17 protein-coding genes and 1 tRNA gene are annotated in these 21,000 nt (G+C 72.5%); 9 read left to right on the top strand and 9 right to left on the bottom strand.

The window, feature by feature from the left end:
• Positions 1–83 precede the first annotated feature (83 nt).
• The gene (locus V1633_RS21830; RefSeq protein WP_331216239.1) at positions 84–1,043 is read left to right on the top strand and encodes a DUF4352 domain-containing protein; all 960 of its coding nucleotides are present in this window, start codon (positions 84–86) and stop codon (positions 1,041–1,043) included.
• Positions 1,044–1,148: 105 nt separating this feature from the next.
• Positions 1,149–1,502, top strand: a complete 354-nt coding sequence (locus V1633_RS21825) for an STAS domain-containing protein (RefSeq protein ID WP_331216238.1) — start codon at positions 1,149–1,151, stop codon at positions 1,500–1,502.
• 248 nt (positions 1,503–1,750) lie between these two features.
• On the opposite strand, the gene V1633_RS21820 is transcribed toward V1633_RS21825, so the two are convergent.
• Positions 1,751–2,602, bottom strand: coding sequence for a peptidase (locus V1633_RS21820; protein ID WP_331216253.1), 852 nt, complete (start codon positions 2,600–2,602; stop codon positions 1,751–1,753).
• A gap of 8 nt (positions 2,603–2,610) precedes the next feature.
• On the bottom strand, positions 2,611–3,903 hold the full coding sequence (locus V1633_RS21815) for a VWA domain-containing protein (RefSeq protein ID WP_331216237.1): 1,293 nt from the start codon (positions 3,901–3,903) through the stop codon (positions 2,611–2,613).
• 291 nt (positions 3,904–4,194) lie between these two features.
• Here V1633_RS21815 and mscL point away from each other — a divergent pair, with 291 nt between their 5' ends.
• Both mscL and V1633_RS21805 read left to right on the top strand, forming a co-directional pair.
• Positions 4,195–4,689 (top strand): large conductance mechanosensitive channel protein MscL, encoded by a 495-nt coding sequence (gene mscL / locus V1633_RS21810; RefSeq protein ID WP_331216236.1) that lies wholly within the window; start codon positions 4,195–4,197, stop codon positions 4,687–4,689.
• Positions 4,690–4,792: 103 nt separating this feature from the next.
• A complete protein-coding gene (locus V1633_RS21805) occupies positions 4,793–5,035 on the top strand; it encodes a hypothetical protein (protein WP_331216235.1) in 243 nt (80 codons plus the stop codon).
• A gap of 57 nt (positions 5,036–5,092) precedes the next feature.
• Here V1633_RS21805 and V1633_RS21800 read toward each other — a convergent pair whose 3' ends face one another.
• On the bottom strand, positions 5,093–6,295 hold the full coding sequence (locus tag V1633_RS21800) for a LuxR C-terminal-related transcriptional regulator (RefSeq protein ID WP_331216234.1): 1,203 nt from the start codon (positions 6,293–6,295) through the stop codon (positions 5,093–5,095).
• Between the two features lie 62 nt (positions 6,296–6,357).
• On the opposite strand from V1633_RS21800, the gene V1633_RS21795 reads away from it, so the two are divergent.
• The 4 genes from V1633_RS21795 (at position 6,358) to V1633_RS21780 (ending at position 11,926) form a co-directional block, all read left to right on the top strand.
• Positions 6,358–7,113 carry a PP2C family protein-serine/threonine phosphatase gene (locus V1633_RS21795; RefSeq protein WP_331216233.1) on the top strand — a complete coding sequence of 252 codons (756 nt, stop codon included), beginning with the start codon at positions 6,358–6,360 and terminating at the stop codon, positions 7,111–7,113.
• Between the two features lie 202 nt (positions 7,114–7,315).
• Positions 7,316–8,689, top strand: coding sequence for an outer membrane protein assembly factor BamB family protein (locus V1633_RS21790; RefSeq protein ID WP_331216232.1), 1,374 nt, complete (start codon positions 7,316–7,318; stop codon positions 8,687–8,689).
• 59 nt (positions 8,690–8,748) lie between these two features.
• Positions 8,749–9,747: an FAD binding domain-containing protein gene (locus V1633_RS21785; RefSeq protein ID WP_331216231.1), complete on the top strand. Its 999-nt coding sequence runs from the start codon at positions 8,749–8,751 to the stop codon at positions 9,745–9,747.
• Positions 9,748–9,820: 73 nt separating this feature from the next.
• Complete coding sequence (locus V1633_RS21780) at positions 9,821–11,926, top strand: xanthine dehydrogenase family protein molybdopterin-binding subunit (protein ID WP_331216230.1); 2,106 nt, start codon at positions 9,821–9,823, stop codon at positions 11,924–11,926.
• A 213-nt stretch (positions 11,927–12,139) separates the two neighbouring features.
• On the opposite strand, the gene V1633_RS21775 is transcribed toward V1633_RS21780, so the two are convergent.
• The 5 genes from V1633_RS21775 to V1633_RS21755 form a co-directional block, all read right to left on the bottom strand.
• Positions 12,140–12,808, bottom strand: a complete 669-nt coding sequence (locus V1633_RS21775) for a hemerythrin domain-containing protein (RefSeq protein WP_331216229.1) — start codon at positions 12,806–12,808, stop codon at positions 12,140–12,142.
• A 1,273-nt stretch (positions 12,809–14,081) separates the two neighbouring features.
• On the bottom strand, positions 14,082–16,370 hold the full coding sequence (locus V1633_RS21770) for a BTAD domain-containing putative transcriptional regulator (RefSeq protein ID WP_331216228.1): 2,289 nt from the start codon (positions 16,368–16,370) through the stop codon (positions 14,082–14,084).
• A gap of 225 nt (positions 16,371–16,595) precedes the next feature.
• Positions 16,596–17,075, bottom strand: coding sequence for a GNAT family N-acetyltransferase (locus tag V1633_RS21765; protein ID WP_331216227.1), 480 nt, complete (start codon positions 17,073–17,075; stop codon positions 16,596–16,598).
• A 133-nt stretch (positions 17,076–17,208) separates the two neighbouring features.
• A tRNA-Lys gene (locus V1633_RS21760) sits at positions 17,209–17,281 on the bottom strand.
• 128 nt (positions 17,282–17,409) lie between these two features.
• Complete coding sequence (locus tag V1633_RS21755) at positions 17,410–18,234, bottom strand: SigB/SigF/SigG family RNA polymerase sigma factor (protein WP_331216226.1); 825 nt, start codon at positions 18,232–18,234, stop codon at positions 17,410–17,412.
• A 264-nt stretch (positions 18,235–18,498) separates the two neighbouring features.
• Here V1633_RS21755 and V1633_RS21750 point away from each other — a divergent pair, with 264 nt between their 5' ends.
• Positions 18,499–19,806, top strand: a complete 1,308-nt coding sequence (locus V1633_RS21750; protein WP_331216225.1) for a low temperature requirement protein A — start codon at positions 18,499–18,501, stop codon at positions 19,804–19,806.
• A 141-nt stretch (positions 19,807–19,947) separates the two neighbouring features.
• Here V1633_RS21750 and V1633_RS21745 read toward each other — a convergent pair whose 3' ends face one another.
• Positions 19,948–20,646 (bottom strand): C39 family peptidase, encoded by a 699-nt coding sequence (locus tag V1633_RS21745; protein WP_331216224.1) that lies wholly within the window; start codon positions 20,644–20,646, stop codon positions 19,948–19,950.
• Positions 20,647–21,000: the final 354 nt, after the last annotated feature.

The following is a 21,000-nucleotide window of genomic DNA, read 5'->3' as shown; positions in this document are numbered from 1 at the left end:
GCTGAGAATGTCGATCCGCACTAGGACTAATCGGGCTAAAGCCTAGTATTTGTCCGAACGCTGCCGACAAGACGGGGGTCGCGATGACCAGGCCCGACCAGCCCGGCGATGATCCGCACCAGCCCGGTGCCGGATCCGCCGGGTCATCGGGCGGCGAGGAACCGACGACGGCGTACCCGACCGGACCAGGGACCGAGGAACCGACCGAGGCGGGTACCCGCCCGTGGGACTGGGCGATCGACCCGGCGCCGCCGGAGGGACCGGACCAGGAACCGATGCCCGACCCGACCGCCGGCCGGTCCGTGGACGCGCCGGACTGGTCCACCCCGGAGACCCCGGCCAGCACCCCACCACTGAGCGGATACCCGCACCCGGTGTCCTGGTCGCCGCACGCGGCCGAGCAGGCGCACCCGTCGACGGCGGAACCCGGGTCGGGCCCGGCGGCGGGATCGGCAGGATCGGGGACGGAAGCGGAGACGCCGTCGGGGCCGGTACCCGAATTCGCCCGGCCGGCGGACCGGCGGTGGTGGTTCATCCTCGGCATCGTGGCCGCGCTGCTCTCCTGCTGCTGTGTGGCGGCCGCGGTGATCGCCCTGGCCTGGGGACCGGAGCTGTACAGCGGGCTACGCGGGCGGGACCGGCAACTGGTCGGCCTGGACCAGCCCGCCCGGGACGGCGACCTCGAATTCCGGGTACGCCAGATCCGGTGTGGTCTCGCCGAGGTGGGCGACCCGCTCATCCGGGACCTCGCGGCGGGCCAGTTCTGCGTGGTCGGGCTGGTGATCCGCAACCTCGGCGCCGGGCCGACGGTCTTCGACGACAGCCTGCAGATCGCGTACGGGCCGACGGGGCAGCGGTTCGGCGTCGACCGGCGGGCGGGGCTGCTGGCCAACGCCGACCAGGCGACGTTTCTCGGCGAACTCAACCCCGGCAACCGGGTGACCGGGGCGATCGTCTACGACATCCCGGCCGACTCCCGGATCGTCCGGCTGCGGCTCCGCCACTCCGTGTCCTCACCAGGCGTACACGTCCGAGCCGCATGACGGCGGTCAGGGTAACCTCATCCCGGCCGCTGGCTCCCCAACGCCCACGGTGCGTACCGGCCCGGTTGTGGAGTACGGTTCGACCGATATCCCAGGAGGTCGCGAATGTCCCTGACGGTGCACATCGAAGAACGCGCCGACGTTGTTGTCGTTTCGGTGGCGGGCGAACTCGACATGGCCACCGCGCCGGGGTTGCAGGACCAGGTCACGGATCTGCTCGAGAAGGGCCACATCCGACTGGTGTTCGACCTGGCCGACCTGACCTTCTGCGACTCGACCGGACTCTCCGTCTTCGTCCGTGCCCGGAACAACGCCGACGAGGCCGGCGGCGTGGTGCGGTTGGCCGGGCCGCGTCGGGGCGTGCTGCGGATCCTCGAGGTGAGCGGGCTGGTGGAGGTGCTGCACACCTATCCGTCGGTCGACGAGGCGGTGGCCGGCGGCGCCATCACGGGCGGCTGACCGGGGCACCGACCGCTCCAACGGTCCGGCGCCGAAGACCTCCCGCCCGGCTGACGGGCGCTGTCGCCTTTCCATCCGGATGACGGGCACGAGCTTTCCGCCCCCCTGACGGGCGTTCGGGATCTTCCCGCAGGCTGACCCGGTCGGCCTGCCTGCGGGGCGGGGGGGCGGCCCCCCCCCGGGGGGGGGGGGGGGGGGGGCGGGCCGCCCGGGCCGGGGGGGGGGGGGGGGGGGGCCCGGCCGGATCGTCAGCGCGAGGCGACGCGGCGGGGCCGCCGGGTCAGGCCGAAGCCGACGACACCCGCGACTGCGGCCAGGATCCCTCCGGCCGTGGTCCAGATCCAGCGGCTGGAGAACCCGTCGAACCAGCCGTCGAACCACCCGTCGAACCAGCCGTCGTCCGCTCCGGTGGCGCCTCCCGCCTGGCCGGACGCGTCGGGGCGCGGGGTGGCGCTCTGCGGGGTGGCGCCGTCGGCCAGCACCGCACCGGGTTCGACCGCCGGTACGAGTGGCGCCTTCAGCCTGCCGTCCTCAAGCGCCGTCCCACCGTCGTCCACGGTGCTGACCAGCAGTTCCACCTGCACCGGGAGTCCGAGGTCCTGCTCCGGCAGATCGGTGGCGGAGAGCCGTACGTAGTACGTGCCGGGCAGCGGGTCACCGGACCACGGTTCGGCCCACGGACGGACGGTACGCAGCGTGCAGCCGAGCGCCACCCGGGGGTCGTCCTTCCCCACGCTCGGGGTCTGCGCCCCGGCGGTGCAGGCCTGACGGCGGCGGAGCCCGTCGAAGACGTCGACGGTCCAGGTGGCGGCGCCGTGCCGGCCGCCCGTCGTCGGGAGTGTCACGGTGACCGTGATGCTGTTGGTCTCGCCGGCGGACGCCGGGAATGACCAGTACAGGTAGTCGCCGGTCGAGGCGGCCACCTTGACCGGCTGGCCGGCCGAGATCCCGGTCGCGGTCAGGAACGAGGTGCCGGCCTTGGTCACGGTGACCGCACCGGGTGACGGGGTGGGTGTGGTCGGGGCGGCGGCAGCGGGGGCGGCCGGCAGCAGCAGGCCGGCGGTGACCGCCAGCAACGGCAGCGCGGCACGGCGGAGCATGGTCGGGTTCACGAGTTCTCCCTCCAGGTGGCCACCCACCAGCGGGTCAGCCAGCCGGCCAGCAGCCCGGTGAGCAGCCCGGCCACGGTGAGTACGCCGAGCAGCAGCCAGCCCCGGCCCAGGCCCGGGCTGTTCGGGGCGGGCGAACGTTCCACCACGTCGATGGTCAGTTCGACCGGCATTCCCGGTGTCTGGGCGTCGACCGGGCCCGGTGCGGAGAACGAGTTGCTCACCACCAGGCAGACCGTGGGTGTGGGGGTCGCTGTCGGTTCCTCCTCGTCGGTTGTCTCCTCGTCGACCTCCTCCTCCGGATCCGTCGCCGACCAGCGCAGCCCGGCCGAGAGCACGTCGGTACGACCGCTGCCGGCGTCCGTGCCCCGGACGAGTTCCCGTCCGTCGGCGGCGGTGGCCCGCAGCAGTACGCCGTAGTCCCGGTTCAGCGGGCGGTCGAGACCCACGCTGATCGAGGCCCGCAGCTCCTGGTCGGGCCGGACCGCGACCCGGTACCACCGGTGTTCCGAGAACCGTTCCCGGTCGGTGTAGACGCCGGGGGTGAGCAGCGGCGCCTTGGCGCACTCACCGGCACCGGCGACGATCGCCGGGGTCCGGGTGTAGGTGTCCTTGGCCCGGTCCACCAGCTGCTTGATCCGGTCGGTGAGCTGTTCCACGCTCTGTGCCGCGGTGTACGAACCGCCGGTGGCGGCGGCGATGCAGACGAGCTGCTTACGTACCTTCTCGTCGGGGGCCAGACCGAGTGTGTCGACCACCAGATGGGTGCCCTGGGCGGCCAGTTCCCGGGCCACCTCGCAGGGGTCGGGCGGCGCACAGGTGTCCTCACCGTCGGTGATGAGAACGATCCGGCGGGTGGTGCCGCCGGTACCGAGGTCCTGGGCCGCGCCGCGCAGTGCGAGTCCGACCGGGGTGAATCCGGTGGGTCGCAGCCCGGCGATGGCGCCCTTGGCCTGCTCCCGGTCGACCGGGCCGACCGGCACGATCTGCTGGGTGTCCTGGCAGCCCTTCTCCTTGTCGTCGCCCGGGTAGGTGGCGCCCAGCACCCGGATGCCGAGGTGGGTCTCGTCCGGCAGCGCGTCCACCACCTCGCGGAACGCCTGCTGGGCGACGGAGATCCGGCTACGGCCGTTGATGTCGTTCGCCCGCATCGAACCGCTCACGTCGAGCACGAGCTCCACTTTGGGCGGTTCGGCGCCGGGTTCGTCGGCGATCGCCGGTGGAGTGCCCGGCAGCACAATGGCGGCCATCAGTCCTAACAGGACTCCGATGGACCGACGCAGTATGATCATGGCCGAGGATCCTAGTAATGCGGATATTCTCCCGGTCTCGGCGGTATACGCCGTTCCATCCGCATCCCGCGCCGCGCCGCGCCGGACGATCCGCATCCCGCGCCGCCGCCGGACGGTCCGCAGCGGTCACGCCGGACAATCGGCGGCCGAAACCTCCGGGCGGCCGGCCACACCCGCGGCACCGCCGGGCGTCGATTCGACGACCGGGACACGCGTGATCGAGTACGCCGCCCTGGGCATAGGTTGTCCATCGGCGACACCCCGGAAACGACACCCCTCACGGAGGCGCGGATGCTCAAGGGTTTCAGAGATTTCATCATGCGTGGCAACGTCGTCGACCTCGCGGTCGGCGTGGTGATCGGCGCGGCCTTCACCGGCCTGGTCACGGCGTTCACCGAGGCGTTCCTCAAACCGCTGATCAGCCTGATCGGCGGCGGCACGGCGATCACGGCGGGCAAGTGGAAGCTGCCCAACGACGTCCTCATCGACTGGGCCGCGTTCGTCAACGCGGTCATCACGTTCTTCATGACCGCGGCCGTCCTCTACTTCCTCGTGGTCTTCCCGATGAACAAGCTCGCCGAGCGGCGCAAGCGCGGCGAGGTACCGCCGCCGGCCGCCCCGAGCGAGGAGATCAAGCTGCTCACCGACATCCGCGACGCACTGGTCGCCGCCGGCCGGGTGCCGGGACAGCACCCCGGCCAGCACCCGGGAGCGGCGCCGGGGCAACCGGGTCACCCCGGTGAACCGTACGGCCAGGGTTACCCGCCGGCGCCCCGCCGCCCCTGACCCGCGCCGCCGTGGACGGGCCGGCCGAGGCACGGCCGGCCCGCCGCGACGGATTTCCCCGACCCGGGGATCTACTCGAACGTACGTTCGATAAGCTCCCGTCGTGGAGCAGCGGAAGCACTGGTGGAACGGCAAGTGGGGACGCCTGGCACGGCGCGATGTCTACCTACGGGCCGACGCCGACCAGTGGCACGTGGAACAGCGCGCGGGCGGCGCCGAGGGGATCTCCCGGTTCTACGAGTTCAACACCGAGGAAGCGGCGTACGAGACGATCCGCGCCCTGCTGGCCGGCACGGACAGTTGGCGGGAACTCTCCCCCCGCCCGCCCGGCGCCGGGTGGCGGTGACCGGCCGTCGGCCCGGTCCGCGGGCCGGGGAGGCGACCGCCGGCCCGTCGGAGGCCGTCATCCCTGCCGCGCCGGGTCGGCCACCCGCTGCCGGACCGCCCACAGGGCGGCCTCGGTCCGGGACGCGGAGCCGGTCTTGCGCAGCAGGTTCGACACGTGCACGGTGACCGTCCGGACCGAGATCCCGAGCGACCGGGCCACCTGCTTGTTGGACATCCCGGCGGCCAGGCAGGCGAGCACCTCGACCTCCCGTCCGGTCAGTTCGACGTCCCGGCCGGTCACCTCGACCAGCGCGGCCGGTCGTACCGACGGGGCCGGCGCCGGCCGCACCTCCCGGGCCAGTTCCGCCACTCCCCGCCTGCCCTCGGTGGCCAGCAGTTCGATCAGCCGGTACGGATTTCCCCTGGTACGTCGCCACACCGCCAGCACCACGTCCTCCGGCACCTCGACCGGACCGGGGTAGACCTGGCCGAGCACCTGCGCGACGTCCTCGACGGCCAGCGGGGCGAGGTGCTGTCGTACCGCGCCGGGTGCTCCGGCCAGCCGGGCCAGGGTCGCCTCGACGATCGGTGGGGACACCGCCGTCTCCGCCGGCCGGCTCGCGACCACCAGCAGGGCCGGCAGGTCGGACGCGGTGGCCAGCTCACCGATCAGGTTCAGACTGGCCGGGTCGAGCGCGTGCAGGTCCTCCACCACCAGAACCGCCGGGCCGGTGCCGACCAGTGCCCGTACGGTGCGCACGGCGAGCCGCAGCAGGGCGTCCGGGGCGTACCGCTCCCGGGGGGTGTTCGGGTGCTGGGCCAGCCAGGCGAGCGCGTCGGCGGGCAACGGCATGTCCCGGGTGTCCCGACCGCTCAGCACGGCGGCCAGCCAGTCGTACGGGGCCGGGCTGTGCAGCCGGGCGGCGCCGGTCAGGATGGTCGCCGGTCGGGGCGCCAGCCCGTCCAGCGCGGCGGCGATCAACAGGCTCTTGCCGACCCCGGCGTCACCGGTGACCACCACCGTGCCGGTCGCCCGGGGACGGCCGGTGGCGGACCGGGCGCGAAGCGTGCGGGACTGGCCGGTGAGCGACGAGCGGGACTGGCCCGCGACCACTGCGCGGGACTGGCCGGTGACCGGCGCGGCGGACCGGGCGCCCGACGAGCGCTGACCGGCGGCGGATCTGGCGCCGGGCGGGCGGGACTGGCCGGCGACGGCGGCCCAGGCCAGGGCGAACTCGGCCAGTTCGCCGGCGCGTCCCACCATCGACACCGGCATCATGGCGTCCACCCTACGCAGTACTGCGTAGAGACATCGGCGCGGTCGCGGGGCAAGCTCTGGGGATGAGCTTCATCCTGCGCAGCCTGGCCGTCAGCGACCCTGGTCTGGTCCGGGCCAACAACGAGGACGTGGCCTTCGCCGGCGCCCGGTTGGTCGCCGTCGCGGACGGCATGGGTGGCGCCCCCGCCGGCGAGGTCGCCAGCGAGATCGTCATCACCGCGCTGGCGCCGATCGAGCAGGCCGCTGACGAACGGGAACCGCTCACCGCGCTGGCCGAGGCGGTCCGCACCGCCAACCAGCGGATCAGCGCGGTGATCGACGCCGACCCGGCGACCCGGGGCATGGGCAGCACCGTCACGGCGATGCTGCTGCACGGTGGGCGACTCGCCGTGGCGCACGTCGGCGACTCCCGTGGCTATCTGCTCCGCGACGGCGTACTGCGGCAGTTGACCCGGGACGACAGCTTCGTCCAGACGCTGGTGGACCAGGGCGGGCTGACCCCGGAGGAGGCGCGCCACCATCCGCAGCGTTCCCTGGTGACCCGGGTGGTGCAGGGTGAACTGCTGGATCCGGCGGTCGCCGTACTGGACGTGGCGGCGGGTGACCGGCTGCTGCTCTGCAGCGACGGGCTTTCCGACGTCGTCACCGACGACCTCATCGCGCTGGTGCTGGTCGGCTACCCGGACCGGGAGCAGTGCGCGAACCACCTGGTGAAGCTGGCTCACCAGGCGGGCGCGCCGGACAACGTCACCCTGGTGGTGGCGGACGTCGTCCCGGCCGCCGACGAGCCGACCGCAACCGCCGCCGCTCCGCTCTGACCCGCCGCCCGCCGTCAGTCGCCCGGCCGGACCGGCGGGATCCCGCTGGCCGGGTTGATGACGAATAATGGGCCGACCCGGGGTGCGGACGGCACGCCGAGCCGGCGACCATTCCGGACGGTGCCCGACGCGCCGGGCCGGACGCCACCGGCGGTCCTGCGGACGACCGCACGGCGGCCGGTCGGATCGACGCGGAGGTCGGATGGACGACAACGGGACCGTCGTGATCGACCTCGGTAGCGACCGGTACGACCCGCCGGTGGAGGACGAGGGCCGGCCACTGGCACTGCCGGCACACCGCTGGCGGGCCGCCGCGTTGGCCCTGGTCGGTGCCCTGGCGCTCACCGCCGGTGGAGCCGCCCCGCCGGCACCGTCGCCGCTGCGGGACGTGTACGCCGTGCCGTTGACGGTCGACGACCGCTTCCTGCTGACCGGGGACCGGCTCTACGTGGCCGACCGGCCGGCGGGCGGGGAGGCCAGGATCGCCGCGTACGACCTGACGGGACGGCGGATCTGGAGTGTTCCGCAGCCGGCCGGCGAACCTCTCCAGCTGTCCGAGGCACCTGGGCTGCTGCTGTCCACCAGCAACGATCCCGGCGACCGGTCGGTCCGGACCACCGCGTTGGACGCCGTGACCGGCCGCCCGCTCTGGTCCTTCCCCGACTGGCTGACGGCGCTTCCCGGCACCAGTACGGCACTGGTCACCAACGACGTCTTCCCGCCGGAGTCCCGGTTCGAGCCCGGCGAGCCGGTGCCTGCGGCGCCCGTGCTGCACGTCGCCTCCGACGGCACCACCTACACGGCGGAGTCGATCGGGGTGACGGCCCAGGTGGTCGACCTGGCCACCGGGGCGGTGCTCTGGAGGACGCCGCTGGTCTCCGCCGCGATCGCGCTGCCGGCCGGCGGCGGCCGGGAGCCGGTGGTGCTGGTCAGCCCGCGCGAGGGCGGGGTGGAGCTGCGTGATCCCCGGACCGGGGCGGTCCGCTGGTCGCTCGACCGGTCCGTCCCGCCGGTCCGGTACGCGGCACAGTTCGGTGACGTTCTCCTGCTCAGTCGGACCGGACGGGACGCCGGGTTGGCCGCGTACTCGACGGACCTCGGGCAGCGGCTGTGGGAGGCGACGAAACCCGACCTGCACAGCCCGCACTTCGGGGTGTGCGCACCGATGCTCTGCACGAGCGATCCCGACAACGGCGTCGAGGTACGGGATCCGGCCACCGGTGCGGTCGCCTGGCGGATGGCCAGGACGGGATCGCTGCAGCCGAGCGGATCGGGTCTGGTCGTGTCCGACGAACAGCCCCGGGTCCACCGGGTGGTCGACCCGGGCACCGGCCGGACGGTGGCCGATCTGACGGCGTGGCGGGAGGCCGACAGTTCCCCGTCGGAACCGGCGCCGCTGCTGCTGCGTCGCCAGACCGACACGCGGCAGACCTGGCTGGGGCTGCTCGCCCCGGGAGCGACGGCTGTCCGGACCCTGGACGTTGTCCCACACGCCCTCTCGTTCTGCGCGGTGGTGCCGGGTGTGGTCGCCTGTCACGCCGACGAGCGTGAGGTGCGGGTCTGGCGCTACGAGTAGCCGGTCAGACTCCACATTTCCCAGTAATCTGGGCATATGTCCCAGATCAGTCCCCCGTCATGAGGGCGTTCCGGTACGAACGCGGGCTCGACCCCGGCCAGGCGGTGGCGCTGGTCTCCGGCGAGCCGGAGGCGGCGTACCTCGGCGGCGGCACCAACCTCGTCGACCTGATGAAACTCGGGGTGGCCCGCCCCAGGCTGCTGGTCGACGTCACCCGACTCCCGCTCGGCTCGGTGGATCCGCTGCCCGACGGCGGGCTGCGGATCGGCGCGACGGTCCGCAACAGCGACCTGGCCGCGCACCCGACCGTCCGCCGGGACTTCCCGGTGCTGTCCCGCGCGCTGCTCGCCGGCGCCACCGGGCAGCTGCGCAACATGGCGACCATCGGCGGCAACCTGCTGCAACGTACCCGCTGCGTCTATTTCCAGGACGTCAGCCGGCCGTGCAACAAACGCGAACCCGGTACCGGTTGCTCGGCGATCGAGGGCCAGAACCGCGACCTCGCCATTCTCGGCTGGTCGCCGCAGTGCGTCGCGACCCACCCGTCCGACCTGGCGGTCGCGCTCGCCGCGCTGGACGCGGTGGTCGAGGTCCGAGAACCGACCGGTCCCCGGGAGATCCCGCTCGCCGACCTCCACCGGCTCCCCGAGGACCGCCCGGACCAGGAGACCACGCTGGCCCGGGGCGGCCTGATCACCGCCGTACGGCTCCCCGCGCTGCCGTTCGCACGCCGGTCGACGTACCGGAAGGCCCGGGACCGGGCGTCGTTCGCGTTCGCCCTCGGCTCGGTCGCGGCCGCACTCGACCTGGACGGCCCGCTGATCCGGGACGTCCGGATCGCGTACGGCGCGGTCGCGCACCGGCCCTGGCGGGCCCGAATTGCCGAGGACGCCCTGCGCGGCCGGCCCGCCACCGAGGAGACCTTCCGACTCGCCGCCGAGGAGGAACTGGCGGCGGCCCGACCGCTGTCGCACAACGCCTTCAAGATCCCCCTGATCCGCAACCTGACCGTCCGGACCCTGACCGAGCTGGCCGAGCGCAGCGAGGTGACGACGTGAGCGAGCGCAGCGAGCGAACCAGCCAACTCCGCCCCACAGCTCACGGCGGCGCCGAGCGCAGCGAGGTGAGGACGTGAGCGCTTCGACGGTCGGGATCGGCCAGGCCCACCCCCGGCTGGAGGGGCCGGCGAAGGTGACCGGCACCGCCCGGTACGCGGCGGAGTACCCGGCGGACGGCATGGTCTACGGCTGGGCGGTGCAGTCCAGCGTGGCCAGGGGCCGGATCGTCCGGATCGACCCGACGGCGACCCTCGCCGAACCGGGGGTCCTGGACGTGCTGACGTACGAGAACGCCCCCCGACTGCAGTCGACCGCGAGCAGCGAACTCTTCCTGTTGCAGCACCCGCAGGTGCACTACCGGGGCGAGTTCCTGGCACTGGTGCTGGCCGAGACCCTGGAGTCGGCCCGGGAGGGGGCACTGCTGCTGCGGGTCGACTACGACACCGAACCGCACAGCAGCCTGCTCACCGAACACCATCCGGGCCTGTACAAACCGGAGAAGGTGAACCCGTCGTACCCGACCGACACCGGGCTCGGCGACTTCGAGGCCGGGTACGCCGCGTCCGAGGTCCAGCTCGACCAGACGTACCGGACCCCGGCGTACCACAACAACCCGATGGAGCCGCACTCCGCGACCGCGCAGTGGCTGGACGGGCGGCTGCTGGTGCATGACAGCAGCCAGGGCGGCACTCTGGTCCGGGACACCCTGGGCCAGCTCTTCAACCTGCCCGTCGACCGGATACGGGTGATCTCCGCGCACGTCGGCGGCGGCTTCGGCGGCAAGGGTTCGCCGCGCTGCACCCCGGTGCTGGCCGCGATGGCGGCCCGGCACCTCGGCCGGCCGGTGCGGCTGGCCCTGACCCGACAGCAGATCTGCGGACCGCTCGGTTACCGCACCCCGACCATCCAGCGGGTCCGGCTCGGTTCCGACGCCGACGGGCGGCTGGCGGCGATCTGCCACGACGCGATCAGCCAGACCTCCACCAGCATCGAGTTCACCGAGCAGACCGCGGTGCTGACCCGGAGCCTGTACGCCGCGCCGAACCGGCGGACCACCCACCGGGTGACCCGGCTCGACGTACCGACGCCGTCCTGGATGCGGGCACCCGGGGAGTGTCCGGGCTCGTTCGCGCTGGAGTGTGCGATGGACGAGCTGGCGGTGGCCTGCGGGACGGATCCGGTCGAGTTGCGGATCCGCAACGACACCGAGGTCGACCCGGAGGAGGGGTTGCCGTTCACCAGCCGCAACCTGGTCGCCTGTCTCCGGGAGGGCGCCCGCCGGTTCGGCTGGGCGGACCGGGACCCGGCCCCGGGGGTCCGTCGACAGGGCCGCTGCCTGGTCGGCACCGGGATGGCCTCGGCGATCTACCCGGCCCGGGCAGCCGGTGCGCATGCCTGCGCCCGGGTGAACCCGGACGGGACGTACGAGGTCGGCATCAACGCCACCGACATCGGTACCGGCGCCCGGACGGCGCTGTGGCTGATCGCCGCCGACGCGCTGGCCGTACCCGGTGAGCGGGTGACGGTCGACATCGGCGACAGCGACCTGCCGGCTGCCTTCGTCGCCGGCGGATCGTTCGGTACCGCCGGTTGGGGCTGGGCGGTGGACAAGGCGTGCCGGACGCTGCGTCGGCAACTCCAGGAGCAGCACGGCGGCACCGTGCCGGCCGACGGGTTGACGGTTCGGGTGGACACCATGACCGAGGCGGCGGAACAGCCCCGGTACGCCCGGTACGCCTTCGGCGCGCACTTCGTGGAGGTCCGGGTCGACATGGACAGCGGCGAGGTACGGGTCCCCCGGATGTTGGGGGTCTTCGCCACCGGACGGGTGGTGAACCCGACGACCGCCCGGTCCCAGCTGATCGGCGGGATGACCATGGGACTGTCGATGGCCCTGCACGAGGAGGGGGCACTCGACCAGCGCTTCGGCGACTGGGTGAACCGGGACCTGGCGACGTACCACATCGCCTCCTGCGCGGACGTGGAGCAGATCGACGCGGGCTGGGTCGACGACCCGGACGAGCGGGTCAACCCGCTCGGCGTCAAGGGACTGGGTGAGATCGGGATCGTCGGTTCGGCGGCGGCGGTCGCCAACGCGGTCTACCACGCCACCGGGATCCGGGTCCGCGAGCTGCCGATCCAGTCCGACAAACTGGTGGACCGGCTGCCGACGAACTGACCCCGCACGTCGCCCGGCCCGACCGGGCCGCCGCACCGTCATGGTGGTGCGGCAGGCCGTCGATCGGTTACGCCGCGTGCGGCGGGTGACCGCCTCTGCGGTACGGCTCAGCCGCCGATGGCGGAATGCCACGGCCGGGACCGCCTGCCGTTGGCGGCCACCGACGTCCGCGGCTCGACCACCGCCATCCGACGGTGGTCCTCCGGTTATCGGTCAGCGTGCGGCGGTGGAGAAGCGCTGCGGGGTCGCGGTGCCGTGCACACGCTTGGCGTGGGCGGCGTAGGCGCGCCGACCGATGATCGGCATGAGCAGCCGGACCGGCAGCGGAGCCTCGGCGAGAACTCCCTTGATCACCTCGGGGTCCCCCTCGTACATCGTCATGCCGACGATCACCGGGAGGTGCTTCTTCGGGGTCGCGCGCATTCCGTGCTCGCCCATCTGCTTCCATTCCGCGGCGGTGACGTACTTCTCCGCCAGCGGCAGGATCTCGCTCTCCTCCATCGCCATGTGCTCGATCAGTGCGGCGCGCAGCCGTTCGAAGGCGGCGGCGAGTTCGACACCACCCTGTGCGGTGGCCCGCCAGCCGGGGAGCAGCCGGGACACCTCCGCGTTGGCTCCTTCGATGGCGTGGTGCTGCGCCTCCATCACGGGAACGACGGCCTCGGCCTCCGCACCGCCCCGCTCGGCCAACCGAGGCCAGAGCAGCAGGTCCTCGCCCTCGTGGTGCTGGTGCAGGACGCCGCACACCAGCTCGGCGTGGGCACCGACGACCTCCGCGCGCCTGGTGTCACCGGGAGCGACACCTTCGACGAGCTTCGGCAGCAGGCTGATCTCACGACGGAGGTTGGCGTGTGCCATGTACATGTCGCGTACGTCGGCCATGGGTTCGTTGTGGTGGGGATTCACTGCGACCTTTCCGAGGGGTGCTGCCGGTATGACTGTTCTGATGTCGTGGGGCGTCGGATCCTGCGCCGGCGCCGCCCGTGGAAGCCTGCCCGACGCGACTTGCAGCCGACTTGGAGATCACCAAACGCGCGCCGCCCCGCTGTGCGGCACCCCGGACGGGGAAGCGCGGTCAGGCGACGAGCCCGGACCGGGAAGCGCGGTCAGGCGGCGAGCGCGGACTCGGCCTCCGCCAGCCAGTACGGCGCCTCCCACCGGCGGGCCACCTCGGCCGCCAACCGGAAGTGCCAGGCCGCCAGCTCCGGGCGGCCCTGGAGTCGGAACAGCTCGCCGAGGGTCAACGCGACCGGGCGTAGCGTGATCGCACTGCTGGAGAAGCCGGCCAACTGTGCACGGACCGGCAGCAGCCCGTCGATGACCGGCTGGGCCAGATCCCTGCGGTCCAGCGCCACGGCGACCATCGCCCGTACGGTGAGCAGCGTCGACTGGAAGTAGTCGGGACGGTAGGGGTGGACGCCGACCGGCACCGCCCTGGCCTCGTCGAGCCTGCCGCTCTGGACGAGTGCCAGCGCCAGCAGGTCGTCGACGATCGGGCCGAACATCTCCCGTGCGGCCCGGGTCGGCTCCAGATGCTCACCGAGGCGCCGCTGGCTGATCAGCAGCGTCGCGGTGGCGTAGTAGCGGAGGGCGTCGGCGTGCAGCGAACCCTGTCGCCGCATCTGCTCGGCGGCCTCGTCGTAGCGGCGCTGCGCCGTCACGAAGTCTCCGGCGATGTGCGCGAACGCGCCCTGTGTGGCGAGACCGATCGCCTTCGCCTCGTTGAGCTGGTACGTGCTGACCATCGCCGCCTGCCGGTCGATGCTGGCGCGTAGCTCCTCCGGCTGGTTGAGCGCGGCGGCGCTCTGGCTGAGCGCCTGCTCGGCCAGCCATTGGTAGGTCACCAGGCCGTGCCTGGTGGCGAGGTCGCGAAGTTCCCGCGCCAGTTCCCGCCGCTGCCGCGCCTCCCGGTCGAACCGCAGGGTACGGAGGCGGGCGGCCAGCCCGAGGGCCCGCAGCTCGGGATCGTCGAAGCCGCGCGAGATGGTCAACGCCTCCAGCCCGGCCGCCGGGCCACGTGGATCCGACTCCCCGTCGAGCTCGTTGGTCAGCGCCTCCAGCAGTCGACAGCGGTCGACCGGGGTCAGGTCGTCCCTGGCCAGCAGCCGGGTGAGCAGCTCGACGACCCGGTGCTCCACGACGCCGTACGCCCGGATCAGCCACGGCGTGGCGACCTTCCACGCGGTGAACGCCGAGACCAGCAGCTCGTCGCGGCCGGAGGCGGCGGCGACCTCGACAGCGTGGGCACGGGTCCGGCGGGCGGCGGCGACCGCGCCGGCCCGGGCCTGGGCCCGGAGCAACCGGCCCAGCAGATCCACCCGCAGCGCGTCCCGGTCCCCGGTGACCGCCGCGGCGCTGTCCACGGCGCTGCCCAGCAGTTCGACCGCAGCGTCGTACGCGTAGCGCCGTTCGGCCAGCTCGCGGCGCGGACCGCGTAGTCGACCGCGAGCCGTGCGGTCTCCGACGACGCGGAGCGGGCGTAGTGGTGGGCCAGCGCCGGGTAGTCGTCGGGGCGCAGCCGACGGGTGCAGGCGGCGACCCGGGCGTGCAGACGGGAGCGGCGCAGTTGGGAGATGTCGGTGTAGAGGGTGTCGCGGACCAGGTCGTGCACGAACCGGACCCGCCCCGGCGCCGGTTCGGTGAGCAGCCCGGCGACCAGACCGGCCTCCAGCGCGTCGAGCACGGTGTCCTCGCCGGCGTCGGCGGCCCCGACCAGCGTCTCCACGTCCGCCTCCCGCCCGGCGACGGCGGCGAGGCGCAGCACCGCGACCGCCGGCTGCGGCAGCCGGGAAAGGCGTCGGCGCAGTACGTCGCGGACTCCCGCCGGCACCTCGGACCTGGCTACGAGTGCCCCTTCGGAGGCGAGCAACCGGGCCGCCTCCCGGACATAGAACGGGTTTCCGCCGGTCCGCTCGGTCAACGCGGCGACCGTGTCCGGGTCGACGGTCGTCCGGGTGAACGACCCGATGAGGCGCTCCACGTCGGCGGCCGCGAGCCCGTCCAGCCGGATCCGTCGCGGGGACAGCCGGGCCAGCGCCGCCAGGTTCTCGGCGAGCCGCTCGTGGTTGTCGGATGGTCGGAAGGCGGCGACGAACAGGACGGCCACGTCGGTCATTGCGGTGACACTGGTCAGGAGCAGCAGCGTCTCGGCGTCGGCGGCGTGCAGATCGTCGAGGAGGATGGCGACCGGTCCACGGCCCGCGGCGGCGCGTAGCCAGGTGCCGACGGCGCGGTGCAGCCGGAACCGGCCGGCGGCGACGTCGCCGCCGAGGTCACGATCGCTGTCGTCGAGCAGCGGGGCGAGCGCCGGGGCGAGGTCCCCGGGTGGCGCCTCCCTGGCCAGTTGCCGGAGTGCTTCGACCCACGCCCAGGCCGGTGGCGCGCCGTCGACCTCCGGACAGCGGCCGACGGCGACCAGCCAGCCGTGGGCGGCGAGGTCCCGCCGGAACCGGGCCAGCAGGCTGGTCTTGCCTGCGCCGGCCTCCCCGGTGAGCAGCACGATCCCGGGTCCGCCGGCAACCGCCTCGGCCGCGCTCTCCGCGAGCTGCGCCAGCTCCGCCTCCCGCCCGACGAACAGTTCCTCCGGCGCCGCGACGGTCGGCGGTCGGCCGTGCGGTGACGCCGGGCGTGCTGGCACAGCGGCGTCGTCCGGCACCGTCGCCGTCGTCCCTGCCGGGGCCGGCAGCAGGTCGAGGCGCTGGCCCAGGATCGCGTTCTCCACCTCGACCAGCGCCGGTCCCGGGTCCAGGCCGAGCTCCTCGGCCAGGGTCGCGCGCGCCCGGCGCAGCGCGGCGAGCGCCTCACCCTGCCGACCGGTACGCCACAGCGCCAGCGCCAGCAGCCGCCAGCTCTCCTCCCGCAGCGGTGCCTGTCTGGTCAGCGCCTCCGCCTCCGGTACCGCCTCGGCGGCGCTCCCGGTACGCAGGGTCACTTCGAGCAGCAGCTCCCGGGCGACGATCCGCAGCTCCTCCAGCCGCGTCACCTCCGGCTGCACCCACGGCTCCCCGGTCAGCTCGGCGTACGGGCTGCCGCGCCACAGTTCGAGACCGGTGCGCAGCAGCCGGCCGGCGCGGACCGGTTCGGTGTCGCTGACCGACCGTGCCTCGGCGAGCAGTTTCTCGAACCGCCAGGCGTCGACGGCGTCGGTGGGCACCCGGAGCGCGTAACCGGGCGGGGCGGTCACCAGCAGCCGGGCCGGTGCCCGGCGTTCCCGCTCCGGCTCCAACAGGCGACGCAGGTTCGAGATGTACGCCTGCAGTGAGGCGATGGCCCGGGGCGGCGCCTCGCCCCGCCACAGGTCGTCGATCATCCGGTCGACGGAGACGACCTCGCCACGGGCGGAGAGCAGCAGGGCGAGTACGGCGCGCTGGCGGGGGCCACCGAGGTCGACCGGTTCGCCCCTGTGGAGTTCGAGTTCGAACGGCCCAAGCACCCGCAGCAGCATGACCTGGACAATGCTAGTCGTACCGGCTGGTTCCGGGACCAGGTGCGGCCTTCTGGTGCCGGGCGCTCCGTCCGCCTCCGTCGCGGTCCCGTCGCCGTCGTCGGCAGCCCGGCCGCACTCGGGTCGGTCGCCGTCCGTCACCGAGGCGGGGCACCTCCGGTGTCCGTGCCACGTCGTCAGCGGGGCCACCTCCGGTGTCCGTGCCGCGAGGGGTCCGTGTCGCGTTCAACGAAGTTGACGACGCATGATCCAGGTCGCTGCCGTTCCTTCACCGGTGATCCCGCCGGTACGCGGGTCGATCGCCCGCCAGTGGTGTTCGTGCGGGCGGACGATCACGTAGCCCAACCGCTCGTAGAACCTGACGGCGGCATCATCGTCGACATCCACGTCGAGGCTCATCATGTCGGCGCCGCGCACCGCGCCTGTCGCCTGGCCAGCTTCGACCAGCGCACGTCCGATTCCGCGACGACGGGCCGACGGGACCACCGCCAGCCCGTACAGCCACGGATTCGGTGCGTCGCAGCCGTCCAGCCACCGGAGGCTCACCACCCCTACGACATCCTCGGCGACGACGGCGACGAGCATGTCCTCGTTGCCCCGTTCGGCGGCCTGGAGACGTACCTCGGCCCGCTCCCTCGACCCCGCCAGCTCGGTCAGCCTGTCCAGATCCGCGCGCCGTACGGCACGGATCAGCCAATCGTTCATGATCCACTCTCGATGGGGTGACGTTCACCGACCTCGCCGGGACCGGGGTCGACGTGTCGCCCGGGCAATGGCACCAGCCTCCACGGCGGAGGCCCAGGCCCCGGCATCATGCCGGTGACCTGGGCCTCTGATGTGGGCCGCCTGGGACTCGAACCCAGAACCCGCTGATTAAAAGTCAGCTGCTCTGCCTATTGAGCTAACAGCCCGCCAGCCCGTACAGAGTACCGGACGCCGGACCTGCTACGCGGCCGTGATTACCCGGGTCCGGCGTACGGCGGCGGCCCCCCGACACGCGGTGTACGGGACCCCTGGCGACCAGCCGGCCCACGCTCGCTCAGTACGTGTCGGCGAGTTGGGTGCGGAGTTTGGTGAGGGCGCGGGTGAGGAGGCGGCTGATGTGCATCTGGGAGACGCCGATCTGTTCGGCGATCTGGGATTGGGTGAGGTTGCCGTAGAAGCGGAGGGTGAGGATCTTCTGTTCGCGTTCGTCGAGGGTGGCGAGGGCGGGGCCGAGGGCGACGCGGAGTTCGGCGAGTTCGTATTCGTTGTCGTCGGTGCCGAGGAGGTCGCCGAGTTCGGTGGTGCGGTCGCCGTCGCCGGTGGGGGTGGACAGGGAGACGGCGTTGTAGGCGCGGGCGCCTTCGAGGCCTTCGAGGACTTCTTCCTCGGTGAGGTTGAGGTGGGTGGCGATGTCGGTGACGGTGGGGGAGCGGCCGAGGGTCTGCAGGAGGTTGCTGTTGGCTTCGCTGATGGCGAGGCGGAGTTCCTGGAGGCGGCGGGGGACGCGGATGTCCCAGGTGCGGTCGCGGAAGTGTCGTTTGAGTTCGCCGATGATGGTGGGGATGGCGTAGCCGGCGAAGTCGACGCCGCGGGTGGGGTCGTACTTGTCGATGGCTTTGATGAGGCCGATGGCGGCGGTCTGGATGAGGTCGTCGGTGGGTTCGCCGCGTCCGCTGTAGCGGTGGGCGAGGTGGTTGGCCAGGGGGAGCCAGGCTTCGATGGTCTTCTCGCGCAGGGTTGCCCGGTCGGGGTGGTTGGTGGGCAGGGCGGCGAGGGTGTGCAGGAGGTTGGTGGCGCTGTCGGTGAGGGTGGCCGGGTCGGGTGCCGGGGCCGGGGTGGTGTCGGGTGTGACTACTTGCCGGTTGGTGGTCGCGGTCATGGTGGTCCTCCCTGCACCGAGCGCGTGTGGTTCCTGGTTCGTGTTTCGTGGCTTGTGGGCGGGGCACGTGGTGTGTGGCCCGTTCAGGTCATCACCTTAGCCCGTTCGTATCCGCGAAATCTAGCCGAACGGCTGATGGATTAAAGCCTCAACCAGCTCTTTTTCCCCCTAAAACTTCTCATGTTGTGCGACGTCCACGCGTACGGCGGGCGGGTCTGTGATTTGCGTCCCGGTCCGGACGGCGAACCGAGATGATTACCGCCTGTGAGCTCGGAGCGGGAGGACGCGGGCGGACCGGGTACGCCGAACCGGCACCGCCGGGGCGTACCCGGTCTGAGTCGCCGTGTTCCCCGGGTGCGCCGTCGGGAGGCTCCGGAGACGTCCCGCCGACGCGCCGGACCACGCCCGCCCCGGCTGGCCGCCCGCTGGGGACTCGAACCGTCCGCGCTACCGAGCCTTGAGGAGGAGGAACGCCACGCCAGCTGGCTGGAACTCTTCTTCGACCTGGTTTTTGTGCTGGCGTTGGTCGCCGTGCAGGAACGTCTGCACGACGCGACCCCGTCGCCCGGGGAGATCCTCTACACCGCCGGGCTCTTTGCGGTCGTCTGGTGGGCATGGGGCGGGCAGGCGTTCTACGACACCCGCTTCGACCCGGACGACTTCACGCACCGGCTCGCCGTACTCGTCGGCATGCTCGGCGCCGGCGCCATGGCGATCGGCGCCGAGGAGGCGCCGACCACCCTGCTCCTGCCGATCGGCTACCTCGTCGTACGCGGCACCCTGCTCGTGCTCTACCTCCGGGTCCGCGGCACCAGTCCCGGCGTACGGGAGCTGACCACCGTCTACCTGGTCGGCTTCGGCACCGGCTGGCTGCTCTGGGCCGCGTCGCTGGCCACCCCGGTGGACGTCCGACCGCTGCTCTGGATCGTCGCGCTGACCATCGAGCTGCTGACCCCGTGGCTCGGCCGCCGCCGACTGGTCCGGCATCCGGTCCACCCGCTGCACCTGCCCGAACGGATCGGCCAGTTCACCATCATCCTGCTCGGGGTGAGCCTGACCGACCTGTTGGACGCGGTACCGGGCCACCCGACGCCGACGACCGTGCTGAGCGCGGCCGTCGCCTTCGCCATTCCGGCCTCGGTGTGGTGGGTCTACACCACCTTCGTGACCATCGGGCTGAGCAGTCGTCGGCTCCGCGCCGGAGTCGGCTACTCGGCGGTGCACGGGGTGCTCGGAGCGGCCCTGCTGCTGCTCGGGTGGGCCCTCGGACAGATCGTCCGCGACGTGGCCGCCGGTGCGGGCGAACTGCCCGGCATCCTGCGTCTGCTGGTGGCCGTCTCGCTCTGCGCCTGGATCGGCTGCGGCCTTGCCCTGCAACGGATCTCCCTGGGGCGGCTGCCCCGACAGCGGCTGGTCCTCGCGGCGCTCGGTGTCGTCCTGGTCGTCGCCGTCACCGTGGTCGCCACCGAGCCGGTCAGCCTGCTGCCACTGCTCGCCCTGGTCCTGGTCGGCTACGCCATCGTGGTCTCCCGGCTGATCGTCCGGTTCGCCGAGCACCGCCCGGCCGACTGACCGACTGACCGACCCGCCACAGACCCACCGCCCGGCCGGCCGACCGACCCGGTGGGGGTGGGTGGGTGACGCGGTACGACGGAACGGGCCGGCTCCCCGTGGTGGGGAGCCGGCCCGTTTGTGGTGGTGCGGGTTTGTCGGTCAGGCGGAGTAGCCGCGTTCGGCGGCCCAGTTGGCGAGGTTGATGGTGCTCATCCAGTACTCGCTGTGGTTCGGCTCGGCCGGGTCGGCGATCTTGACCTTGCGGCCGTGGTCGTCGTAGCCGACGACGGTCAGGTAGTGCCCGCCCTCGTAGGAGTGGGCCATGCCGTCGGTGTCGACCGCGGTGCCCTTGATGTTGGCCACGACCGGCCGGTTGTTGTCGATGGCGTGTACGACGTCGACCTGGAGTCGGTCCATCTCGGCGGGCTTGGCGGTCTCGTCCGGGATGGCGACGGTGTGGTAGTCCTTGCCGCCGGCGTTGTTGAGCACGCGGGTGGTGTCCTCGGCCGAGTTGGTGCCGGCCTCGGTGGTGCCCAGCTGTCGGGCCACGTCGTCCTGGCTGGGGGTGTGTCCCTGCGCGGACAGTGCGATCCGGGTCGCGGCCGGGGCGCAGTAGAAGTACGTCGACTGCGGTTCGTAGTTCACGTCGAGGACCTTCGACGGTTGACCCTTGTCCAGGTCGCCGATCTGCTGGGTCACGGCGGTGGGGGTCATGTCCATCGACGGTGCCGGGGTGCCCATGGTGACGGCGGGGCCGGCGATCGCGCCGCCGACGACGGCGAGTCCGGCGATGCCGAGCGCGGTCTTACGGATCGGGGTTTCGGTGATGGCCGGTAGCCACCGGTTGACGAAAGTCATGATGGTCGCCTTCCATTTTCCGGGGATGAAAGACCCGAACACCCCCGACAGGGAGCGTGGGTCGAAAACGGGAGAGAAGAGGATGCCCTGCTCTCGGTGGGGAAACCGGAGGGGCTGTCCCGCTGCTGCGGTCGTACCGGGGATACAACCGTCGGCGGGTGGTGAGCATTCCACGGATCCGCCCACCCGGCCGAGTCGATCACGACCCGGAAACCGGACACCACACCCATCCGGCCACAAACGCCGGGACAGGCCGGTGATGTCGCCCGCTGCTGCGGTCGTACGGGGGATACAACCGCGACCCGCCCGCGGATGTTCCCCGACCCGAACCCCCGACCGGGCCACCGGATCCGG

The organism is Plantactinospora sonchi (genome assembly GCF_036422035.1).
GTDB lineage: Bacteria > Actinomycetota > Actinomycetes > Mycobacteriales > Micromonosporaceae > Plantactinospora > Plantactinospora sonchi.
This window is presented reverse-complemented; position numbering and strand designations above follow the sequence as displayed.